This window comes from Clostridium thermarum, from assembly GCF_006351925.1.
In the GTDB taxonomy this organism is placed as follows: domain Bacteria; phylum Bacillota; class Clostridia; order Clostridiales; family Clostridiaceae; genus Clostridium_AU; species Clostridium_AU thermarum.
Map to the genome: position 1 here is coordinate 1,024,823 of NZ_CP040924.1, position 23,517 is coordinate 1,048,339.

General features: G+C 41.1%; 19 protein-coding genes. 17 read left to right on the forward strand and 2 right to left on the reverse strand.

Annotated features, from left to right (window positions below; translation table 11 throughout):
• Genes FHY60_RS04390 through FHY60_RS04415 form a run of 6 tightly spaced genes read left to right on the forward strand, consistent with a single transcriptional unit; the run spans position 1 to position 7,281 of the window.
• Entirely contained in the window at positions 1-1,308 is a 1,308-nt protein-coding gene (locus tag FHY60_RS04390; protein WP_139903792.1) for an oligosaccharide flippase family protein, read from the forward strand.
• A gap of 20 nt (positions 1,309-1,328) precedes the next feature.
• A complete protein-coding gene (locus tag FHY60_RS04395) occupies positions 1,329-2,663 on the forward strand; it encodes a glycosyltransferase (protein ID WP_139903793.1) in 1,335 nt (444 codons plus the stop codon).
• 19 nt (positions 2,664-2,682) lie between these two features.
• Positions 2,683-3,774, forward strand: coding sequence for a glycosyltransferase (locus tag FHY60_RS04400; protein WP_139903795.1), 1,092 nt, complete (start codon positions 2,683-2,685; stop codon positions 3,772-3,774).
• 3 nt (positions 3,775-3,777) lie between these two features.
• Positions 3,778-4,833, forward strand: coding sequence for a non-hydrolyzing UDP-N-acetylglucosamine 2-epimerase (gene wecB, locus FHY60_RS04405; RefSeq protein WP_139903797.1), 1,056 nt, complete (start codon positions 3,778-3,780; stop codon positions 4,831-4,833).
• A gap of 11 nt (positions 4,834-4,844) precedes the next feature.
• On the forward strand, positions 4,845-6,071 hold the full coding sequence (locus FHY60_RS04410) for a glycosyltransferase family 4 protein (protein ID WP_139903799.1): 1,227 nt from the start codon (positions 4,845-4,847) through the stop codon (positions 6,069-6,071).
• Positions 6,072-6,105: 34 nt separating this feature from the next.
• Positions 6,106-7,281 carry a DegT/DnrJ/EryC1/StrS family aminotransferase gene (locus FHY60_RS04415; protein WP_139903800.1) on the forward strand — a complete coding sequence of 392 codons (1,176 nt, stop codon included), beginning with the start codon at positions 6,106-6,108 and terminating at the stop codon, positions 7,279-7,281.
• Positions 7,282-7,306: 25 nt separating this feature from the next.
• On the opposite strand, the gene FHY60_RS04420 is transcribed toward FHY60_RS04415, so the two are convergent.
• A complete protein-coding gene (locus tag FHY60_RS04420) occupies positions 7,307-7,966 on the reverse strand; it encodes a sugar transferase (protein ID WP_139903802.1) in 660 nt (219 codons plus the stop codon).
• Between the two features lie 324 nt (positions 7,967-8,290).
• On the opposite strand from FHY60_RS04420, the gene FHY60_RS04425 reads away from it, so the two are divergent.
• From FHY60_RS04425 to FHY60_RS04435, 3 genes are all read left to right on the forward strand, one after another.
• A complete protein-coding gene (locus FHY60_RS04425; protein WP_180375470.1) occupies positions 8,291-9,382 on the forward strand; it encodes an O-antigen ligase family protein in 1,092 nt (363 codons plus the stop codon).
• Between the two features lie 152 nt (positions 9,383-9,534).
• Positions 9,535-11,568 carry a DUF5050 domain-containing protein gene (locus tag FHY60_RS04430; RefSeq protein WP_139903805.1) on the forward strand — a complete coding sequence of 678 codons (2,034 nt, stop codon included), beginning with the start codon at positions 9,535-9,537 and terminating at the stop codon, positions 11,566-11,568.
• 32 nt (positions 11,569-11,600) lie between these two features.
• Complete coding sequence (locus FHY60_RS04435) at positions 11,601-12,248, forward strand: TcaA NTF2-like domain-containing protein (protein ID WP_139903807.1); 648 nt, start codon at positions 11,601-11,603, stop codon at positions 12,246-12,248.
• A 151-nt stretch (positions 12,249-12,399) separates the two neighbouring features.
• Here the strand turns inward: FHY60_RS04435 and FHY60_RS04440 are convergent, their stop codons facing one another.
• Complete coding sequence (locus FHY60_RS04440; RefSeq protein WP_139903809.1) at positions 12,400-13,842, reverse strand: cell wall-binding repeat-containing protein; 1,443 nt, start codon at positions 13,840-13,842, stop codon at positions 12,400-12,402.
• Positions 13,843-14,117: 275 nt separating this feature from the next.
• Between FHY60_RS04440 and FHY60_RS04445 the strand changes: the two genes are divergently transcribed.
• The 8 genes from FHY60_RS04445 to FHY60_RS04480 all read left to right on the forward strand — a co-directional run bounded on the left by FHY60_RS04445 (position 14,118) and on the right by FHY60_RS04480 (position 23,510).
• Positions 14,118-15,146 (forward strand): LCP family protein, encoded by a 1,029-nt coding sequence (locus FHY60_RS04445; RefSeq protein ID WP_139903811.1) that lies wholly within the window; start codon positions 14,118-14,120, stop codon positions 15,144-15,146.
• 139 nt (positions 15,147-15,285) lie between these two features.
• Complete coding sequence (locus FHY60_RS04450) at positions 15,286-16,305, forward strand: LCP family protein (RefSeq protein WP_139903813.1); 1,020 nt, start codon at positions 15,286-15,288, stop codon at positions 16,303-16,305.
• A gap of 223 nt (positions 16,306-16,528) precedes the next feature.
• Positions 16,529-17,479 carry a glycosyltransferase family 2 protein gene (locus tag FHY60_RS04455; protein WP_139903814.1) on the forward strand — a complete coding sequence of 317 codons (951 nt, stop codon included), beginning with the start codon at positions 16,529-16,531 and terminating at the stop codon, positions 17,477-17,479.
• Positions 17,476-18,345: a glucose-1-phosphate thymidylyltransferase RfbA gene (rfbA, locus tag FHY60_RS04460; RefSeq protein WP_139903816.1), complete on the forward strand. Its 870-nt coding sequence runs from the start codon at positions 17,476-17,478 to the stop codon at positions 18,343-18,345. The genes FHY60_RS04455 and rfbA overlap by 4 nt, the downstream gene beginning before the upstream one ends.
• 10 nt (positions 18,346-18,355) lie before the next feature.
• Positions 18,356-18,934, forward strand: a complete 579-nt coding sequence (gene rfbC / locus FHY60_RS04465; RefSeq protein WP_139903817.1) for a dTDP-4-dehydrorhamnose 3,5-epimerase — start codon at positions 18,356-18,358, stop codon at positions 18,932-18,934.
• Positions 18,934-19,983 (forward strand): dTDP-glucose 4,6-dehydratase, encoded by a 1,050-nt coding sequence (rfbB, locus tag FHY60_RS04470; protein WP_139903819.1) that lies wholly within the window; start codon positions 18,934-18,936, stop codon positions 19,981-19,983. The genes rfbC and rfbB overlap by 1 nt, the downstream gene beginning before the upstream one ends.
• 21 nt (positions 19,984-20,004) lie before the next feature.
• A complete protein-coding gene (locus FHY60_RS04475) occupies positions 20,005-22,152 on the forward strand; it encodes an Ig-like domain-containing protein (protein ID WP_139903821.1) in 2,148 nt (715 codons plus the stop codon).
• Between the two features lie 263 nt (positions 22,153-22,415).
• On the forward strand, positions 22,416-23,510 hold the full coding sequence (locus tag FHY60_RS04480) for a glycosyltransferase family 4 protein (protein ID WP_139903823.1): 1,095 nt from the start codon (positions 22,416-22,418) through the stop codon (positions 23,508-23,510).
• Positions 23,511-23,517: the final 7 nt, after the last annotated feature.

The following is a 23,517-nucleotide window of genomic DNA, read 5'->3' on the forward strand; positions in this document are numbered from 1 at the left end:
ATGAAGTTTTTAAAGTCAACATTTTTGACTCTCGGCACTAACATAGTGATTTTCTCAATATCAATTTTAACTACCCTGCTCACTGCCCGGCTCCTTGGAACTGCTGGGAAAGGTGTCATGAGCGTGGGAAACAACGTAATATCCTTTGGTATACTCATATTCGGAGTGGGTGTAGAAGCTGCCAGTATTTATTATATCGGCAAAAACAACGAAAACCTCAATTCTGCCCTTGGGATAAATGCGGCTTTGTCAGCCTTCAGCATCTTAGCATTGTCAGCAGTCTATGCTCTTAACCTGAGGTTTGATTTTAAAATTTTTCAGGGACTTGACAGTTATATACTGCCAGTGGTGTTTCTGGCCGTGGCAGCGGGACTGCTAAGGTCCGGAATGCTGAACAGTCTCCTGGCTCTTCAGGACTTCGGAAGATATAACAAAATAAATCTCTTGGACAAAGTCCTTACCTTTATATTTTTACTGGTGGCAATCCTGCTTTTTAAATCTGCAGAAGCAGCCCTTGCCTCCTATTTCTTTTCTATAGTAGTTATTTCAGCCATATTGATATGGGTACTTAGAATAAGATATAAGGCAAGGCCTAAAATAAAGAACAATTTATATCTGAGTTTTTTTAAGTTTGGAATCAAGGGACAACTAGGCAATATAATATCCATGCTAAACTACAGGGCAGATATATTCCTGATCACTTACTTCCAGGACCTTAGGGCTGTGGGCATTTACTCCGTGGCGGTGGCTCTGGGAGAAACCATGTGGCAGATACCGGGAAGTATTTCTACGGTGATTTATCCCATGACAACAAACTCAAAAGATAAGCTGGGTATGAAGTTCTTTATAAGCAAAGTGACCAGAATAACCCTGTTTATAGTGACTGTTGGAGGCATAATACTGGTGCTTATCAGTGAACCCATTATAGTTTTCCTGATGGGGCCAGATTTTAGAGAGTCCTCCACAGCCTTGATCTGGCTGATACCGGGCATATGTATCTTTTCAGTTTCAAAGGTATTGGCTAACTATATATCAGGACTTGGACATATAGAGAAGAATATAATAGCTTCCAGTACGGCCACAGTGATAAACATAATACTTAACATAAGCTTTATTCCCAGAATGGGCATTGTGGGTGCAGCCTTTGCCACATCCATATCCTATACGGCCTTTACTGTCATTGCACTTTACTATTACATGAAATACACTGATATACCTTTGAGAGATGTACTGCTCATAAAGAGAGAAGACTTTCTGGAGGTTATGAGTGCAGTTAAAGGCAAGCTCAGTGCTATAGGGAGAAAATAACACTGCAGGAGGAGAAAATTTTGAAGAATATATTGATTATTGCATATTTCTATCCTCCTCTGGGGGGGGCCGGAGTACAGAGATCCTTGAAGTTTGCCAAATACCTGAGTAAGATGGACTATAATGTAAGTGTTCTAACGGTAGACTCAAGGGTGGATGTGATGGATAAATCCATGGAGGCTGAAGCTTCCGGGAAAATTAAAATATATAGGGCTGAGGCTTCTGCAGGAATTTTGGAAAGACTTATTAAAAGCGGCAGCAGTAAGTCTTCAGCCAGTGAAAATATTCCAAGGGGACCAGGCAGAAGTTCCCTTGTTAAGAGGCTGAAGAAGTATGGTATAAATCTTGCTAAAAAAGTTGTGCTTTCAATTTATAGGTTAGTGAATATACCCGATGAGAAAAAGGGCTGGAAGAAAAATGCGGTTGAACTGGGGTGTAAGATTATAGAAGAGCAAAAGATAGATGTAATCTATTCCACCTCTGCGCCTTATACCAGTCATCTCATAGGGCTTGAGCTAAAGAACAGGTACAAGATTCCCTGGATATGTGACTTCAGAGATTCCTGGGTTGCAGATCCCTTTGCTGTTTACAGTACACTAGCCAAATACATAAACGGCAAACTTGAGAAGAAGGTTGTAGAGGCGGCGGATAGGGTTATAGCCGTAAGCCAGCCCATAATTTCAGACTTTATTGAAAGATATGTGCATACTGATAGGTCCAAGTACTCCGTCATAACCAATGGCTATGACGAAGAAGACTTTCAGGCTTATGATATGAACAAGAAAACAGAAAAGTACACCATCACCTATAACGGAACCCTCTATGGGAACAGGACTGCCAAAAGGATTTTTAAGGCCGTGGATAATCTCATAAGTGGTGGAGTACTGAAAAGGGATGAAATTACCTTAAGATTTGTAGGCAATAACGGAAGAGATGCAAAGGAAGAAATAGAGGAGTTTTCACGGCAATACCCCAATGTGGTCCAATGCATAAACTATTTGCCTCACAGAGAGAGCATTAAACAGATAGAAGACTCCACTGCCCTGCTGCTGCTTATAGAAGATGGTCCCGGAAGCGAAGGAATATATACGGGTAAGATCTTTGAATACATCAGAAGCGGCAGAATAATAATCGGTGCAGTACCTGATGGGGTGGCCAGGGACCTGATATCAGAAACCAATACCGGCTTTTGCTGCTATCCCCAGAATATAAGTGAAATAGAAGAGGCAATAATGAAGGGCTATATGATCTGGAAGGAAAAGCTGGAGCCTCTAAAGATAGATTTTGAAAAGGTCTATACCTATGAAAGAGAAGAATTGACAAGACAGCTGGCTAAGCTCATAGAAGAATTGTAAGCCATGGGGAGGTGCTTGGATGAAGATATGTTATCTTGCAGATATAAACAGTGTCCATACGAAGAAGTGGTGTAACTACTTTAAAAAACTTGGGCATGAAATTCATGTCATATCCTTGAATGAGGGGCATCTTGATGGGGCAGAAGTACACTGTCTGAAGGTGGATAAGGCAAAGACCAAGGCTTCCGGGGTCCTGGGCAAATTTGAGTATATATTAAGATTTAAAGAAGTAAGACGGTTGGTAAAGGAGATAAAACCGGATATACTTCATGCCCACTATGCCTCTAGTTATGGATTGCTTGGAGCCTTAGCCGATTATCATCCCTATATACTTTCCCTATGGGGAAGTGATGTGTATGATTTCCCTAGAAAGGGATATATATTTAAAAAGATGCTCCAGTACAATTTGAAAGCAGCTGATATAATAATGTCCACCAGCAAGGCTATGGCTAAGGAGGCCCGCAAATATCTGGATACAGAAATGCTTATAACTCCCTTTGGGGTAGACATCAACAAGTATCAGCCCATGTGGAATAAGAATACTGTAGAGCAAAAGATTATAATAGGTACGGTGAAGGCTTTAGAGGAAGTCTATGGCATAGAGACACTGATAAGGGCTTTTGCCCATCTATACAAGTCTAATAAAAATATTGCCCTGGAAATAGCCGGTGAGGGCAGCCAAAGGGACTATCTTCTGAAGCTTTGTAAGGATTTAAAAATAGATCAGGCTGTAACTATTTTTGGCAGACTGCCGGAAGAAGAGGTAGTTAAAGCCTTTAACAGGTTTCATATAGCCGTATTTCCATCCCTTAGAGAAAGTTTTGGTGTAGCGGCTGTAGAAGCTCAGGCCTGCGGTACACCTGTGGTGGTTTCTGATGCAGATGGTCTGCTTGAGGTAACGGTTGAAAATAAGACCGGCCTGGTGGTGAGAGAGAGGTCGCCTGAGGCCTATGCAGAAGCCATAAACAAACTTATCCTAGATGAAGCTCTGAGAAAAAGCATGGGCCAATGTGCAAGAGTACATGTGGAAAACAACTTTGATATAGAAAACAACTTTTCTAAAGTTAAAGACATATATGAAAATTTAATAAGTAACAGAGGAAGTGAATAAACTATGAAAATTATCACTGTAGTAGGTGCAAGGCCCCAATTTATTAAGGCTGCTGCGGTTTCCAATGTAATACGCAGCCAGCACCAGGAAATTCTGGTACATACCGGCCAGCACTATGATGAAAACATGTCTAAGATTTTTTTTGACGAGTTAAACATACCTAAGCCGGATTACAACTTAGGGGTAGGCTCCGGCAGTCATGGAAAGCAGACAGGAGAAATGCTCATAGCCCTGGAGGAAATATATCTGAAGGAAAAGCCGGACCTGGTGTTAGTTTACGGCGATACCAACTCTACCTTGGCTGCAGCTCTTTGTGCCAGTAAGCTCCTGATTCCTGTTGCCCATGTGGAAGCAGGACTGAGAAGCTTTAACATGAACATGCCGGAGGAGCAGAACAGAATACTTACAGACCATATTTCCAGGTATGTTTTTGCACCTACGGAAACTGCCGTAAAAAACCTTATAAACGAAGGCATTAAAAACGCAGTTAATGTAGGGGATGTGATGTATGACGCAATCCTGCACTTTAAAACCATTGCTGAAGAAAAGTCTACCATTATCAAAGACTTGGGTTTAGAGGGTAAGCCTTTTATTTTGACCACCATTCACAGGGCGGAAAACACCAATGACATAAACAGGCTGAAAGGCATTATTGAAGCTTTAAATGAAAGCGGCACTGCCATTGTGCTTCCTCTGCATCCCAGGACTACAAAGTATATAGAACAATATGGCCTGAGCTTTAACTCCAATGTGAGGGTAATTGAGCCGGTAGGATATCTGGATATGATAAGTCTTGAGATGCATGGGGAGAAAATAGTTACTGACAGCGGCGGAGTTCAGAAAGAGGCCTTCTTTATGAAAAAGCCCTGTATAACTATGAGGGATGAGACTGAGTGGGTAGAAACCGTGGAAAATGGCTGGAACGTAATTGCTGGAACAGATAAGGAAAAGATCCTGGCGGCAATACAAGGCTTTGTACCGGACCAGCCCCAGAAGGATATATTCGGTGACGGAAAGGCTGCCCACAAGATATTAGCAGCAATAAATGAGCAGGCATAAGAGGTGAACAAATGAAAATTTTATTTCTTACTCAATACTGTCCGCCGGAGGTAGGAGCGCCTCAAAACAGAATTTTTGAGTTTGCCAGGATGCTTAAGAAGTTTGGCCACGAGGTAAGTATTTTGACGGCTATGCCCAATTACCCCAAGGGGGAGATATTTGATGAATATAAGGGCAGAAAGACCTGGGTAGAGGAATTGGAAGGCATAAGAATCGTAAGAACCAGTATTTACGCCTCCAAGGATAAGAGCTTTACAAAGAGGCTGAGGAATTATCTTTCCTTCACCTTTTCTTCCCTCCTGCAGGGATCTAAGTATATAGAAAAGCAGGATGTGATTATCACTGAATCACCACCCCTGTTTCTGGGCTGGTCCGGCTACGTACTGTCAAAGTTGAAGAAGGCAAAGTTTATCTTCAACGTATCGGACCTATGGCCTGAATCTGCTGTAAAGCTTGGAGTTCTCAATAACAAACTGTTTATTAAGATGTCCACCTGGCTGGAGGAGTTCTGCTACAGGAAGGCTGCGGCAGTAACGGGCCAAACACGAGGAATTGTTGATAACATTGTTTCCAGAGGCTTTGACAAGAATAAGGTGCACCTGATAACCAACGGTGTGGATACGGAATTTTTCAGAAGAGAGAATAGAAGTGAAGATCTAAGAAAAGAATTAAATATAGATGGTAAGTTTGCTGTATGCTATGCGGGAATCCATGGCCTGGCCCAAGGCTTGGAGGTAATAATAGAAGCGGCAGAAAGACTGAAGGAGTATGAGGACATCAGATTCTTATTTTTCGGAGAAGGGCCGGAGAAAGATAAACTCATAGCCATGGTTAGAGAAAAGGGGCTGAAAAATGTAGACTTTCATCCCATGCAGCCAAAGGCTAAGATGCCGGCCATAATTGCTTCTATGGATGCCACTGTAATACCGCTGAAAAAGCTGGAATTGTTTAAGGGAGCCCTTCCCTCCAAGATGTTTGAAGCCCTGGCATCGGAACTGCCCATAATAATGGCTGTAGAAGGTGAAGCCAAAGAATTGATTGACAGGGCTCAGGCGGGTATAACCGTGGAACCTGAAAATCCGGAGGCAGTAGCCCAGGCTGTATTGACCCTATATAGAGATTATGATAAAAGCAGAGAAATGGGCAGGTATGGAAGAAGATATGTAATGGAAAACTATTCAAGGGACGCTATTACAAGAAAATTAGAAACTATTTTGCTGGATCTGTGCAGAAAATAGGGCAATACTATTAATAATAATAGAGGTGTTTATAATGTCAAAAACAGAAATAAGAAAAGAGTTTCTTCCTTATTCACTGCCAATGATTGAAGAAGAAGAAATAAATGAAGTTACAGCAGCATTAAAATCCGGCTGGATAGCCAAGGGACCGAGAACAATAGAGTTAGAGAAGAGGTTTGCTGAATTTGTAGGAGCAAAGCATGCCATTGCCATGAATTCCTGCACTGCAGCCTTACATATAGCTTTGATTGCAGCAGGGGTAGGGCCCGGGGATGAAGTAATCACAACCCCCATGACCTTTTCCGCCACTGCAAACACAATAATACACGCCGGAGCAACACCGGTATTTGTGGATATTGACCCTGAAACCTTCTGTATAGATCCGGCTAAAATAGAGGAGAAGATCACAGATAGGACTAAGGCCATAGTGCCTGTACATTACTCCGGCCAGGCCTGCAACATGGATGAAATAAGAAGGATTGCGAAGAAGCATAACCTTTTTGTCTCTGAGGATGCTGCCCATGCTATCTATACGGAGTATAAGGGCAAATTTATTGGGGCAGAAGGAACAGCGGCCTGCTTTAGCTTTTATGCCACAAAAAACCTGGCTACAGGAGAAGGGGGCATGCTGACTACCAATGCTGATGATATAGCCGAAAAGGCAAGAGTATTGAGCTGTCACGGTATGACCAAGGCTGCCTGGAACAGGTACGGTAAGGGCGGAAACTGGAGATATGATATAGAATATCCGGGGTATAAGTACAACATGTTTGATATTCAGGCTGCCTTGGGACTCAGGCAGTTAGATAAGATCCATAGGATGCAGGAGAGAAGAGAGGAAATAGCCAGGGTCTATAATGAGGTCTTTGGAGCAATGCCTCAGCTTATTATTCCTGAAGCTCCTTCCTATGCAAAACATTCCTGGCACTTATATGTACTGCAGCTGGACCTTAGCAGGCTTACAATAGACAGAGATAAGTTCATAGAAGAGATGGGCATTGAGAACATAGGTGTAAGCGTACACTTTATACCTGTACACCTCATGTCCTATTATGTAAATACCTACGGCTATAAGAGAGGGGACTTCCCCATTACTGAAGCATATTTTGATAGGATTCTATCCCTGCCTTTATATCCATCCATGACTGATGAAGATGTAGAGGATGTAATATATGCTGTAAAGAGAATAGCAGAAAAGTATTCAAAATAGAAAAAGTGGCATGTGCCACTTTTTTTTACATTGCTCCTTCTTTTTTTAGAACTGCTGACAAGGTTTTGAACAAGATCTTGATATCATACCAGACAGTGAAATTTTTTATATAGGTCAAATCATAGGAGATAGTCTTGCCAAGCTCTATTTCCCCTCTGCCGCTGACCTGGGCAAGGCCTGTGATGCCAGGGCTAACAAGGAGCCGCTGTCTATACTCTTCAGGATAGAACTTGACTACATCCGGTATTTCAGGCCTTGGTCCCACAAGGCTCATATTTCCTATGAGCACATTAAAAAGCTGGGGCAGCTCATCTAAACTGGTCTTTCTCAGGAAGGCACCCACCTTTGTGATCCTGTTATCGCTTTTGCTTTGAAACACAAAATTGCTGATATCCTCAGGATTGATTTCCAGCTGCCGTTTAGCTTCAGCGTCTGCTACCATAGTCCTAAACTTGTATATAACAAAATTCTTACTGTCCTTACCTACTCTTACCTGCTTGAACAGGGCCGGCCCCTTGGAGTCCAACCTGATCATCACCATTATTATCAAAAAAACTGGCAAGAGGAGGATGATTCCAATAAGGGACAGGAGGATATCCAATATCCTCTTGATAATAAAGTGAAATTTCTTATTTTCTATGTCTCTATGTATATCGATTATAATTCCCTTTGAAGCTTCTTCCATTATTACACCTACTTAAGAGAGTATTTTACCTAAATAATATAGCAGATAAAGTGCTGCACTTCAACATATAATTGATAGATTGCTTGTACTTATTATGTAATTATATTTACCCTGAACAGTACGGTTGAATACAAAGTATTGAAGGTATATAATAGAGTATAGCATGACAAAATTGTAGTTTAGGAGATTAATATGAGCCGTTTCAGAAGTATTATATTTTATCTTTTCAGTACATATTTATTTTTAACACCCTTATTGCCTTTAAAAGTGATGGTGCTCAATAGACCTATCCCCACGGCAGATTTGCTCTTGCTCACTATTTTTATGCTTTACTTTATCTACCTGACAGGCTTTAAAGAAAACCGCGGGAAGTTCTGGAATAACCTGAAGGCTTTTTTCTGTGATAAATTCAATGTGGCCCTGATGATTTTATTTGCTGCTATGACCATCTCCATATTCTATGCTAAAGATAGAGGCATTGCCATAAGTGAAACCTTTAGACTGGGGTCCTTTGCAGCCCTGGTGTACATAATTCAGACTGAATACCGAAGCTCAGAGCGGCACTTGAAAATATTGAAGGTGTGCTTAGCTTCTGCCGCTGTGGTTGCTTGCTTTGGTATATACCAGTATTTTACCAATTATAATTTGAACCCGGAATTTATATACAGTGATACAAATACCAAGAGAATTACCTCAACCCTAGACAATCCAAATACCTTGGCGGCCTACCTGATATTATTTCTCTTTCCGGTGATAATTCTGGCGGCAAAGGTGAAGGACCTTAAGTATAAGTTCCTCTATGCAGCCATGGCACTGATCTTTGCTGTCAATATCTTCTTCACTGGTTCAAGAAGCGTATTCCTGGGTGGGGTTGCTGCATTAGCAGTGCTTGTTTTTCTGGTGAGCTGGAAGTATATCTGGGTACTTGGGTCTCTATCCCTGATGAGTCTGTTATTTAAGCCCCTTAACTCCAGAATCTTTTCTATCTTTGATGCCTCCCTTAATTCCTCAAGGGTAAAGCTATGGGCAGCAGGCTTGAAAATGATTCAGAACAATCCCATCTTTGGGGTGGGAAACGGCAACTATGTCACAAATTATAATGACTATGTAGACAGGTATCCACACTTAAGATATCAGGATTACAGGGACTTTCCCTCCCATAATTCCTATATCAAGGTGTGGAGTGAGTTAGGTATCTTAGGCATACTGGCCTTTATATCCCTGGTGGTCTTATCGGTAAAGAAGGTCTATGACTGCATAAAAGATTGCAGGGATAATTGGCTGAAGGCATTTTACACAGGCTTTCTTTGTTCTCTTTGCGGCTTTTATGTAATGAACTTCTTTGACAACCTGCTCTTTGTACCCAAGGTTGCCCTGTATTTCTGGACCTTCATTTCTGTGAGGAAAATTAAATAATTTGTATAAATCAGGCTCTTTCAGATAAAAAACCGCGTATTAACGACACGGTTTTTTAATTTTTTTAAAATTATTTTTAAACATAGCTCGGATTTTGTAGTATAATGTTATCATGAGGCGGACTGGCCCTTAGGTTTTTGTGAGGTGATATTTTGAGGCTTAAAAGAATTTTTAACAATAGAATGGTGGCGCTGGTAATGGTGTCCGCCATGTTGGCAGGTTATTCAAAAAAAGTACAAGCTATCGGCAGTCTGGATTTAAACGGCGATGGTATAGTTGATATGGAAGATTACCATTTAGCTGTGAACTACTATGAAAAAGCAGACAAGCTCTATGATGTGAACGGTGACGGCCATGTGGACGTATATGACATGACCCTTATATCCAAGGGTTTTGATGAAAAGTTTGCAGACAACGACTATTACTCCATAGGCAATACCCACAGCAACTTGCTGAACTCCTCCTATGTGGTGGTAGACGGGGACCTGGTGTATTACAGAAACACTCAGGACAAAAATAAACTGTATAAATCTAAATTAAACAGTGAATTAAAGGTGAAGCTTACTGATGACCAGGTATCAAGTCTTAATTTAATAGGGAATAAGATCTACTATAGAAATGGCAGTGACGGCGGTAAAATTTATTCAATCAAAATTGACGGCAGTGGAAGGACCTTGGTAGTTTCTGTACCGGTAGAGGACTTTACAGTTTCAGGTCAATATATATACTATAAATCTTCTGCAGATAAAAAGCTTTATAAATCCAGCTTAAACGGTCAAGGAAGTGTCCTCATATCTGAGGAGCCTGTAAATAAATTTATTGTGAGAGGCACCACCATCTACTATATTAACAGCAGCCAAGGGAACCTGCTTTTTAGAATTAATATTGATGGTACGGGCAAAATGCCTGTGAGCTCAGTACAGGTAACAAACTTTGCCTATGATGAGGGCAGGATCTACTATGTCAGCGGCGTTGACAGTAAGATTTATTCCATGAACTTAGAAGGAAATGATTTGATAAAGGTAGCGGACTACACGGCCTTTTCTTTAAATGTAAACAATGGATTCATATATTATACGGCCAGGGAAGACGGAAGACTGTATAAGATGAAAACTGACGGCAGTGAAAGGACTGCAATGCAAAATGAAAAGCTGCCATTGGACAGTAACAGTGCCAAGCTCCTGATGGATGGCAATTGGATCTTCTATACCAATGCCTCTGATGAGAACAGGCTTTATAAAATAACCACCGAAGGAAATTCAAAGAAGGACATGGAAACTGTGGTTGAAGGAAGGGTGGCAGTTTCTCAATCACTTAACTTAAGGCAGGGCCCATCAACTACTGACAAGGTAATTGGGTCCCTGTATAACGGAGCAAAGGTTGAGATCATCGGAGAAAAGGTAAATCAAGGTATTCTTTGGTTTAAGATTAACGTGGATATAAATGGAACCATCACCACCGGCTATGTAGCCTCTGCCTATATATTGACCATAAACGATGACAGAATGGGTACAAGACTTGGTGTCCTATCGGGCAAGTATGAGTCCAACGGGGATCCAGGTATTATATCCAACCTCCCCAGTGACAGGGGAGGCAAATCCTACGGAGCTTGGCAGTTTGCATCCAAGGTTGGTACAGTGGACAACTTCCTGGTATATTTGGCAGATACTAATGTAAACTTCTATACCCTTCTGTCTAACGCTAAAAAGGCCGACGGGGGAACCTTTGGCACCAATTTTGATGCCCGGTGGAAGGCACTGGCGGCCCTGCACTACGATGAGTTCTTAGCCCTTCAAAGAGATTACGTTAAAAAGCTCTATTATGACAGGGCAGTGGACCTCATATTCAAAAACACCGGTATAGATACAAATCAAAAGAGCTTTGCCTTCAGAAATGCAGTCTGGTCTACAGCAGTGCAGCATGGGGTTTACGGCGCCGGAGGGCCCACAGGATCTTATACTAAGAATGGGGTAATCATAGCGGCCTATCTGCAAAATCCTGTGGATGAATTGGACTTTATAAAGAAGATTTATTTGGAAAGGGCTAAGTTAGATGTTTATTTTGCAAGCTATGATCCCAGCAACCCCGGAGATGCAGCCTTGCTTAACGGCCTGAAAACCAGATTTATCAATGAGGGAAATGATGCCGTAGCAATTTATAACTATGAGTTAAGCAGAAATCAATAGGCTTACATTGATTTCCAGGAGGTGTATGAGATATGAAAAAATTCGTTATAGCAATATTTGCAATAGCTGTTGCTGTTTCCGTGTTTATATTTAAGGATTTTAAGAAGGAGCCTGCTAAGGTATCGGAAAGTCCGCAGGTAGAGCAAAAGGATAATACCGGTGACAAGGATCCGGCGAAGGAAACGGAAGATCCACAGAAGTCACCTGAAAATGGAGAAGATGAACCGGCACAGGTGCCTGTGGATGAAACAGAAACGCCTGCCACAGACCTGCCAGCAGATAAGGAAGATAAGGATAGTTCCGAAGGCAACAGCAGGCCGGAGACCTTTTATGTAGAAGAATTAATCCTGAACTACTCAAATCTCTATCCTGCGGTAGTAAGTAAAGATAATATAGATTCTTCAGTTCTGGACAACGTAATAATGCCGGATAGCGAATTCAGCACTTATGTGAGCAAACAGGTGGCAGACTACAAGGCCAAAAAGGCCACCATAGAATTTGTGACCTTCGATATCGAAAGCATCAAAGACAAAGACAAGGACAGTTTTGAAGTTACCGTTAACCAGGTAATTGCTGTAACCATAGGGGGAAAGACGGAGGAGAAACAAGAAAAAGCTGCCTACATCGTGAAATTCACAAAAGAAAGAATGGGCATAAGTCAATTAATAATTAGTAATTAGTAGTGAGTAATTAAGGTGGACATTTTTTAGCGAAAGTTAAAAAATGTCTTTTTATTATATATATTAAAGAAAGTCAGCCTTTTGGGCTGACTTTCATCCTTAATTACTCATTGCTCATTACTAATTATTTTTGATCATTATTCGTTACCGATTATTCGAATATTTTTCTGGCTATGTCTTCTGACACCACAGTGGGTCCGCCTAGCAGATAGATCTTTTTAACTTCGCTCCTTCGTGCGCTTAACTTAGTTATTACGTTATTGGACATGTCTGGGCTTGTTAATATTATGGGAGCACCGTAGCGGCCTGCCAGGGCGGAGCTGGATAGGGCGTCCGCAAAGTGTGTTCCTGTTGCTACAAAGGCATTGGCAAAGTTGAAGTCCCCTGCAAAGGAGCTTAATATTAAGGCATTGGTCTCATAGCGGTTGATGCCGTAAATCCTCTTTGGATTAGGGAAGGTCTTCATCAAGGTATCGTTAATTAAAGCTGGTCCTCCGATGACATTGGTGTTCTTTATCACACCGTTGGCAATTACCTTTTTTACTGAAGGATCCATAGCCTGTGGAGCGGTCAGTAATATAGGCGCTTTTTTGTAGGCTGCCAAGGATGCTATAGACAGGGCATCTGGATAGTTAGTGCCGGTTACCACAAAGGCCGTCTGGCTTGAGGACAGATGCTTTGCCACCTGGGCAGAGGTTTCGTATCTGTTTGCTCCGGCGATTCTGGTAACATTTAAGCCAAGGCTCTTTAACTTATTTTCAACTATTGGAGAGATAACACCAGTACCTCCCACAATAAAGGCTGTCTTTGCCTTTAACCGCTTAATTTCCTGTTCCACTGATGGATCCAAGGCTGTTGAGTAACTCAACAGTATGGGTGCATTATACTTTCCTGCCAAAGGGGTTGCGCATAAGGCATCCGGATAATCCTGACCGGTAGCAATTACTATGTAATCTGATTGAGACCAACCGGCCTTTGAAATTTCAACAGAGGTACTGTATCTGTTACTGCCGGCATAACGCGAGAACTCTTTGGAACCGATGCTTAAAACAAAGGGACTTGCAGTATAGCTGATGGGCTTTGTTACTACAGAATCATCCGCCAGCTTAATTCTGACATTATTGCCTGGATTACTTAGACCTGAGTTGTCACTGATGGTCTGCAGGGTCATGCTGCCGGATCTTAAGGCCTGGGCCTTTATTACAAAAAGTGTTGAGGCAGTACTTGTTAGGCCTGTTCTGTTTCCCTTTAACAGTGCGCTGAAGCTGATATAGCCGGTGGAGCGGTTGTCTACTAAAATAGCGCTGTTCACATCCTGATTATTAAAGAGGGTTCCCTTCTCTATGCCCACAATGTTCAGGAGGGTTGGATCATACTTGAAATCCAAAGTGGCGCCATAGAGGTTTGAAACATTTTTTATATTTACTGAAATATCAAAATACGTCCCAGTGGATAAGCTATCCTTATCTATGGAGTATGAGATTGTGGTGCTGGATGCCTGTACTGATACGGTGCTGCTTACGGCAGAAATTGATAGGGCGAAAACAAAAAAACAAAAATAACTTAATGCTTTTTTCAACGATTTTCTTCTCATATCTTACCTTCTTTCACTGTTTTTTATAAATAATTGAAGTAAATTAAAATTATATACGTATATTGTGTATAATTCTGTATTTACATCTACGATTATAGCACAAAGAATTCGTTTTTTGAACTAAACCTTTCATTAACTTTATACGTATATTTAAGAGAAAAGGACACATACTTTTGTCAAAGTGTGTAAATCAGGTGATATAATGTGTGTTGAAATAGTTCTTAATTAGGCATATAATACGTAATGTATGACATTGTGACAGATGGAGGGTAACCATGGGAAAGCTGAGTAAAAAGAAGAAGATAATAATAGCTGTGATATCTGCCTTGGTAATTATAATTGGAGGTATTGCAGGAACCGCATATTATTTAGCTATGCATCAGTTGAACAAGATTCAATATACACCCCTGCCTGATAAGGATGAGGATAAGGGCATCGATCCTGATATCTACAATCCAGAAACTGAGGAGGTATTCGACGACTATACCAATATCATGCTCATAGGGGTAGATGCCAGGGATCCCGATGAGGACTCCCGATCAGATGTGATGATGATTGCCACTATAGATAAGAAGCACAATAAAATTAAGCTTACTTCCCTTATGAGAGATATGATCGTGGATATGAAAGGTCACGGCCCCATGGAAGGTCAAAAGCAGGATAGGCTGAACCATACCTATGCCTATGGTAAGGCGGCTCTGACTGTAAAAACAGTAAATGAAAATTTCAAAACCAATATCAAGGACTTTATAAAGGTAGATTTCTTCGGTATGGAGAAGATAATAGACTATGTAGGCGGTGTAGAAATTGACCTGAAGCAGTCTGAATTATCTGTTTTAAATGGTTATATAAAAGAGGTTTCCAAGATAGAAAAGGATGACAATCCACCTTATGTGGAAAACAGCGGCAAGCAGCTTTTAAATGGTAGACAAGCTGTTGCCTATGCCAGAATAAGATATGTGGGCAACGGAGATTATGAAAGAACTGCAAGACAGAGAAGGGTATTGGAAGCAATCATAAATAAGCTCACAAAGCTCAATCCGCTGGAGCTTAATAACGCCATCGGTGAAATGTTGCCATATGTTGAGACTAGCATGGATAAGGGAAAAATCGTAGGACTGGCTAAGGATTTTATAGCCAAGGGTATGAGCAAGGTAGAGCAGTTGAGATTACCCCTGGATGATTACAGCGAGGTTATATATCCCAATGGGGTATATTTCATAGGTTGGGACAAGGAGCCCAATTTGGAAGCCCTTCACAAATTTATCTATGAAGAAGATTTTAAACCGGAAACTTTGAAATAATTAAGAGTTAAGAATTATCGCAGAAATTCACCGAGGCTTAATAACTTAATTCTTGTTTGACAAATTATAGACAAGTGATAAAATGATTGTATGTCTATATTTTAAGTAATAAATTATGAAAAAATCGGAGTGTTTAATAATGAATAGGGTGGAAAGAAATAAAAGAAAGAAAAAAAAGAGGAATAAGATAATATTAATTACCTGTATTTCTCTGGTATTTGCACTATTGTTTTTTGCTGGTTTTTATGTAATGAAGCTCTTGAACAAGGTTGAGATCGAAGAGATTTCCAAAGTTGATAAGGAGATTGGTATCACTGATGAGTTTAAAGAGAAGATTGAGAAGCACGACTACTCAGAGTATATTACCAACATAGCCTTGTTTGGCTTGGATAAGAGAGATAAAAATGAACGGGGCCGTTCTGATGCCATTATGATCCTGACTCTTGACAGTAAGCGTAATAAGATGAAGCTCACTTCCATAATGAGAGATTCCTATGTGGATATATATGGCCATGGCAAGGATAAGATTAACCATGCCTATGCCTTTGGAGGACCACAATTGGCTATAAGAACTATTAATGAGAACTTTGGCCTGAACATCAAAGACTATGTAGCTGTAGACTTTTCAGGCATGGAAAAGATAATAGATGCTTTGGGCGGTATCACCATAGACATAAAAGACTATGAAGTAAAGGAAATGAATGGTCACATATGGGATTTGTCTACTTTAAAGAATATGAAGAATCCTCCATATATTGATGGCCCGGGAAAGCAGAAACTAAGCGGTATGCAGGTAGTTGCCTATACAAGGGTAAGACATGTAGGAAATGGTGACTTTGAAAGAACAGACAGACAAAGAAAGGTCCTTGAGATCATATTCAATGAAGTTAAGAGTGCCGGAGTAACAAAGCTTCCGGGCATAGTAGAGGACTTTTTACCATATGTAAAGACAAGTATGAAGCCTCTTGATATGATCAACACAGGTAAGAAAGTACTAACCTCCGGCATAGACAAATTAGAACAGGAGAGATTTCCTTTAGACAGCTATGGTAAGGGCCAGACCATCGATGGCATCTGGTACTATGTATTTGATGCTGAAGCTACTAAGGACCAAATCTTTAAGTACATTTTCGACGACATAAAACCAACGGAGAAGTAGAAGAAGGGGAAGAGGGGAGCTGTAACGAGCCCCTCTTTTAGTTGTTGCTCTATTTTTCGACAAGTTATATGGAAATAATAATAGAAAACAGCCGGGGGCAATTTTCTGTTTTTCTCCGCTAAATATACAATATTAGGTTGATAACAACATACTATATAAGTATAATGAAAGTGACTGATTTCGATAATACAATATGTAGAAAAAAAGAAGGGATGTAATTTTTGTGCAAAATAAAGAAAATTCGGCAACTGAGGTTTCTATAATATGTCCTTTATATAACGCAGAAAATTATATAGAAAAACTTCACGAAAATATTTTAAGACAAAAAGGTGTAGACAATGTGGAGCTCCTATATGTACTGACGGAATCTTCCGATGGTACGGAGGCTCTGCTAAGAAAAATGGGAGTTGATTATGTAAAAATACAGCCAGAGGAATTTTCCCATAGTAAGACCAGGGAGCGGATGGCCTATAGGGCCAAGGGAGAGATCCTGGTATTTATAACCCAGGATATTCAGATAATAAATGATAACTGGCTCATAAACCTGATAAGGCCTATACAGATGGGAGAATGCGAAGCCTCCTTCAGCAGACAGATATGTGACGAAAATATCATGGAAAAGTATATAAGAGAAAAAAATTATCCCAAGGAGTCAAGGATCGTATCCAAGAAGGATATACCTGAATATGGTCTGATGACATTTTTTTATTCCGATGCTTCTTCTGCAATTAAGGCCTCTGTCTTCAGGGAATTAAATGGTTATGACGGAAAGAATCTCATTATAAATGAAGATATGTATATGGCCAGTAAATTGATAGATAAGGGCTATAGGATCAAGTATTGCAGTGATTCAGAGGTAGTTCATTACCATATTTTCACCCTTAAACAGATTTTCAGCAGGTATTTTGACACCGGTGTATTTTTTAAGGAAAATCCGGAGTTTTCAGATTTTAAGACCAGTGACAGCGGGTTCAGCATAGCTAAATATGTCATTACCCAGGCTATAAAAGAAGGTAATATAAAGGCTGCAGTCCAGGCCATACCCAACTTTGCCAGCAGATTGGCTGGAAGTTATCTTGGAAAAAGGTATAAAAATCTTTCCATGGAAAAGAGAATTAAGTATTCTTCAAATAAGGCTTACTGGAAAAATATCCAAAAGGAGGAGAAGCAATGAAGGGCATAATATTGGCGGGAGGTTCAGGAACCAGACTATATCCTGTGACCAAGGCTATTTCAAAGCAAATCGTACCAATCTATGATAAACCGATGATCTACTATCCCATGTCAGTGCTGATGCTGGCAGGTATCAGAGAAATTCTTATTATTTCAACGTCAAGAGATATTGCAGGCTTTAAAGAACTTTTTGGCGATGGCCACGAACTGGGGCTTCACATTGAATATGCAATCCAACAGGCTCCTAATGGCTTGGCAGAGGCCTTTATAATTGGTGAGAATTTTATAGGCCGTGACAAGGTAGCCATGATACTGGGGGATAATATCTTCTGGGGCCAGAGCTTCAGCGACCATCTGAAAAAGGCCGCGGCCATAGAAAAGGGAGCTATGATCTTTGGCTATTATGTTCAAAATCCAAGGGCCTTTGGAGTGGTGGAATTTGATGGTGCCGGCAATGTAATTTCCCTGGAGGAAAAGCCGGAAAAGCCAAAGTCAAAGTATGCCGTGCCGGGCCTATACTTCTATGACAATACCGTGGCAGAAAAGGCAAAGTCCTTAAAACCCTCTCCCAGAGGCGAACTGGAAATCACAGATCTGAACAAACTGTATCTGCAGGAAGGTACCTTAAAGGTAAATCTGCTTGGAAGAGGTATGGCCTGGATGGATACCGGAACTCACGGGGCAATGCTTCAGGCTTCAAACTTTGTTGAGGCTGTGCAGAATACTCAGGGAACCTATATTGCCTGTCTGGAGGAGATTTCCTATAGGAAGGGCTGGATAAGCAGAGACCAGGTGAGAGAGCTGGCTAAGCCGCTTATTAAAACCGGGTATGGACAATACCTCATGGAGATAATAGAGGAAGGTTAGTGGTGACAAGATGGGAAAGTTTGAATTTATCAGTACAAGGATAAGGGATTTATATATAATACAGCCTACGGTTTTTGGAGACCAAAGAGGCTATTTTATGGAGTCATATAACAAGAAGGAATTCTTTGAAGCAGGACTTACCATGGAGTTCGTACAGGATAATGAATCCAAGTCTAAAAAGGGAGTACTGAGGGGTATGCACTTTCAGACTAAGCATACCCAGGGTAAGCTTGTCAGGGTAACTCAAGGTGAAGTCTTTGATGTGGCAGTAGACCTTAGAAAGGGTTCCCCAACCTATGGACAGTGGGAGGGTGTATTGCTGTCTGAGGAAAACAAACGTCAATTCTATGTGCCGGAAGGTTTTGCCCATGGATTCTTGGTGCTATCCGAGACAGCGGTGTTCAATTATAAGTGCACAGATTACTATGCCCCGGAATATGACAGCGGTCTCTTGTGGAATGATCCCGACGTTGGAATAGAGTGGCCGCTGGAAGGCATAGAGGAAGTGCTGCTGTCTGAAAAGGATAAAGTGCAAAAGAGATTGAAGGATTTAGAGGTTCCATTTATATATAAGGAGAGTGTAAGATAATGAAGACATATTTAGTAACCGGTGGGGCCGGTTTTATTGGATCCAATTTCGTCATCTATATGCTTAAGAGATATAAGGATATAAAGATCATTAACTTAGATAAGCTTACCTATGCAGGAAATCTGGAAAACCTGAAAGAGGTTGAAAATTACCCAAACTATGTGTTTATACAGGGAGATATAACTGATAGAGAAGTTGTAAGTAAGATCTTCAGGGATTACTCCGTAGATTATGTGGTTAATTTTGCTGCTGAGTCCCATGTAGACAGAAGTATAAGGGAACCTGAAGTCTTTGCCAAGACCAATGTTCTGGGCACAGTAAACCTGTTGAATTGTGCCAGGGAGGCATGGCTGGATGGGGAGCAGTGGAAGCCCGGTGTTAAGTTCCTCCATGTTTCTACAGATGAGGTCTACGGTTCCTTAGGGGAAACAGGATTCTTTACTGAGGAGACTCCACTGGACCCCCACAGCCCCTATTCTGCAAGCAAGGCAGGCTCCGACTTAATGGTTAAGGCCTATGGGGATACCTATAAGATGCCAATAAATATAACCAGGTGTTCCAATAACTATGGCCCCTATCAATTTCCTGAAAAGCTCATACCCCTGCTCATAAACAACTGTCTCAACCACAGGGACTTACCGGTTTATGGTGACGGCCTGAATATAAGAGACTGGCTTTATGTTGAAGACCACTGCAAGGCCATCGACATGGTTATAAACAAGGGCGTATGCGGCGAAGTATATAATGTGGGCGGTCACAATGAGAGAACCAATATACAGATCGTTAAAACAGTAATCAGTTATATCCATGAAAATGTTGATAAGTCCGTTACTGAAGACCTCATTAAGTATGTGGAAGACAGAAAGGGTCATGACAGAAGATATGGCATAGACCCAAGTAAGATTAAGAATGAATTGGGCTGGTATCCGGAGACTGGATTTGAGGCAGGAATTGTTAAGACTATTCAATGGTATTTAGACAATAAACAGTGGCTGGAAGGAGTAACCTCAGGAGAATACCGCAACTATTACGAAAAAATGTATAAGTAATATACCAGGGGGAAAGAAAAGATGAAGATAATTAAAACTCTTGCCGCTTTCTTTATAGGTCTGATGGCTCTGACCTTTGCAGCTCCGGTAAATGTAAATGCGGCTGCTAAGCTTCAGAAAAAGCTCATGGTGGAAAGTCCTAAGGTCAATGAAAGTTATGTGAATAAGAACATTACAGTTTCCGGATGGGCCCAGGACCCCTCCGGAGTTAAGGAAGTCAATATATACTTGAACGGCAAGCTTCAGGGAAAGGCCAACTATGGAACAGGCAGGCCTGACGTAAATAAGGTTTCTCCCGGCTATCCTCAAGGAAATAATACTGGCTACAGCTATACTATAAACTATGCAAATTTAACCACCGGAACCTATAAGGTGACAGTGGAGCTGGTTGGTAAGGACAACCAGAAACTGAAAAAGGAAGTAAACATTTCACTAAAGAAGACAGTACTTCCCTTAAAAGCAGCACTGGAAAGACCGGCAAATAACACCTCAACCACCGCTAACAGCCTGAACTTCTCCGGCTGGGCCACAGGCCCATCCGGCATTAAGGAAATAAAGGTTTATGTGGACGGGGCCTACAGGGGAAGTACAGTACCTAAGGCTGCCAGAAAGGACGTAGCAGCTATTTTCCCAACTTACAAGGATTCCCTGACCTCAGGTTTCAGCTATGAACTGAGTATGTTAAATATGACTAAGGGAGTTCACAAGGTTGTCTTTGAAGTTACAGGAAATGATGGACAAGTAACAAAGCTGGAGCGGTCTTTTGAATATAAGGGATTAGCCCCAAGATATGGCGTTGACAGCCCTGCTGGGGACTATGAAACAGATTCCTTCAGCATTATGGTCAAGGGTTGGGCCCTGAATTCCGCAGATATCAGTGCCATCAACGTGTATGTAGATAACAATTACAATGGACAAGCTACCCTGAAAGAGAAGAGAACAGACATAGCAGGCAAATATCCAGGCTATCCTCAGGGAGAGGACAGCGGCTTCAGCTATAAATTGGACATGAAGTACATATCCTTTGGCAAACACAGCTTAAAGCTTGAATTTATCGCTGCAGACGGAACCATAATATATGATGTCAGAAACTTTACATATAATAAGCCCAAGGCCATTGTCAGCATAGAATCACCTAAGCTGAATGAAAGCGTAAGCAGCGGTACCATCACTGTATCCGGTTATGCTCTGAATGCCAGCGGTGTAAAAGATGTTTATATAATCTTGGATGAAACCTTTGCCGGAAAACCTGAGTATGGTGAAATAAGAACGGACCTAGGGCATTATGCCGATGCCTTTCCGGAGGTAATAGAGGTTGGCTTCAGCCATACCATTGATATAAGCACCTTATCAATTGGAAAACATGATATTACAGTTCTGGCTCAGGGTAATGACGGCACAGCCACCACTGCAACTATAACCTTTAATATGCACGGCCTGGTGGAAAAGGTCTACTACGACAAGGATCTGGACTACTATGTGCAAAGGCAGTATGAAAAGGGAGCCAATGTGATTTTTGGAAGTTCTACTCCTCCCACCTATGAACAAGTGAAGTACTATATGGATCCGGAAAACTTCATCAATGATCCTTCCGGAAAATATATGTTCCTGAAGCTTACATATATAGAGGGTATAGATGTAGAAGACCTCAACAGAACCTTGGCTGGCAAGGGAGTACTGGAAGGAAAGGGACAAGCATTCCTAGATGGTGGAAAACTGTACAATGTTAATCCACTGTACCTTATAGCCCATGCCCTCTTGGAAACCGGCAACGGTAAGTCAAAATTAGCTACAGGTATAAACGTAACCAGCGTAGGAGGCGTACCTGTAGAACCTAGGGTGACCTACAATATCTATGGAATTGGGGCAAGAGACTCCAACCCCAACGTCCTCGGCTCCGAATACGCCTATAAGCAGCAGTGGTTCTCCGTGGACGCAGCCATAATAGGCGGTGCAAAATTCATCTCTGAAAGCTATATCCAAAATGAGGTGTATAAGCAGTACACCCTGTACAAGATGAAGTGGAACTTTGATGTAATCTGGCACGAATATGCCACAGACATCGGCTGGGCCAGCAAGCAGACAAAGTCCATCAAAGCCTTGGTGGACCAGATGGAACGACCCGTTTTGGTATTCGAAGTACCGGTATTTGCACCTAAGGCTAATTAAAAATTAAGAATTAAGAATTATGGTGGACTTTTCTCAGCGAGAGCTGAGAAAAGTCTTTGAATTTAATATTTTTTAGAGCCCGTGAGGGCTCTTTAATTATTTTTTAAAAATTCAGCCATAGCTGAATTCCCACCTTTATTCTTAATTTTTAATTCAAAGCAGATATCTTTTTGCTTTTTCTCCCATTATTATTTATAATAATTAAGTAGTGGAAGTGGAAGTGTAAACGTAAAGAAAAGAAGATTTGGAAAAGGAGAATTTGGATGGCAAAAAGAGTTTTTATCAATGGAAGTATTCTACATGAACAGCCTTCCGGTCTTGGGATTTATGCAGAGAATGTGATAAAGCAGATTGGCAGAAAAAACAAGGATATTAAAGTATTCTGCCCCGTGGATATAGAAGGGGTAGAGGTAATAAAGATTACAGATAAGGTTAAGCCCAGCTATGGCAGAAAGGGAGGATTTTTCAGGTTTTTATGGACACAGCTTGTATTGCCTTTTAAGGCGGGGAAGGAGGATATATTATATCATCCTTTTCAGTACATATCGTTTTTATCCCGGGCGAGGCAGATCATTACAATTCACGATTTCATACCGGTACATTTCCCAGAGGTTGCAAAGCATCAATACTATTATTATAAGTACATAATGCCCTTTCTTTTGAGAAAGGCAGAAAAGATAATCTGCATATCTGAAAACACCAAGAAAGACTTGCTGGACCTTTACAAGGTTGACGAAAGTAAAATAAAAGTTGTTTATAATGGATATGATAAAAATGTATTCAACAGGGAGAAAAAAGATAAAGCAGTATTACAAAAGTATGGTATAGACAAGGACTACATAATTATGGTAGGAGCTGCCTATCCCCATAAAAATCTGGAGAGCGTATTGAAGGCCTTTAGTCAGATCAAGGATAAAACAGACTATAAGGTAGTTATAGTGGGCAAGGGCTCAGCCTATGTGGAGAAGTTAAAGGCCATGGCCGCAGAACTCAATATCAGTGATAGGGTTATTTTTCTCGGCTATGTGGATGGGCAGGATTTACCGGCACTTTATTACTTTGCAAAGGCCTTTGTTTATCCAACCCTATATGAAGGCTTTGGCCTGCCTATACTGGAGGCGGCGGCCTGTGGCACTGCTGTAATCTGCGGTGATAATTCTTCCTTGCCGGAAGCATCTGGAGAGGGAGCTGCGTTTTTTGATGCCAGAAGCATAGAAAGTATAAAGCAGGCCCTGGAGGCTGTGCTCTTTGATGAGAACTACAGGTTGGAGCTTATAAGAAAAGGAGAAGAAAACCTTAAGAACTTTTCCTGGGAAAAGACAGGGGAAGAAATATATAACTTTATAACGAAAGGATGAATAGGGG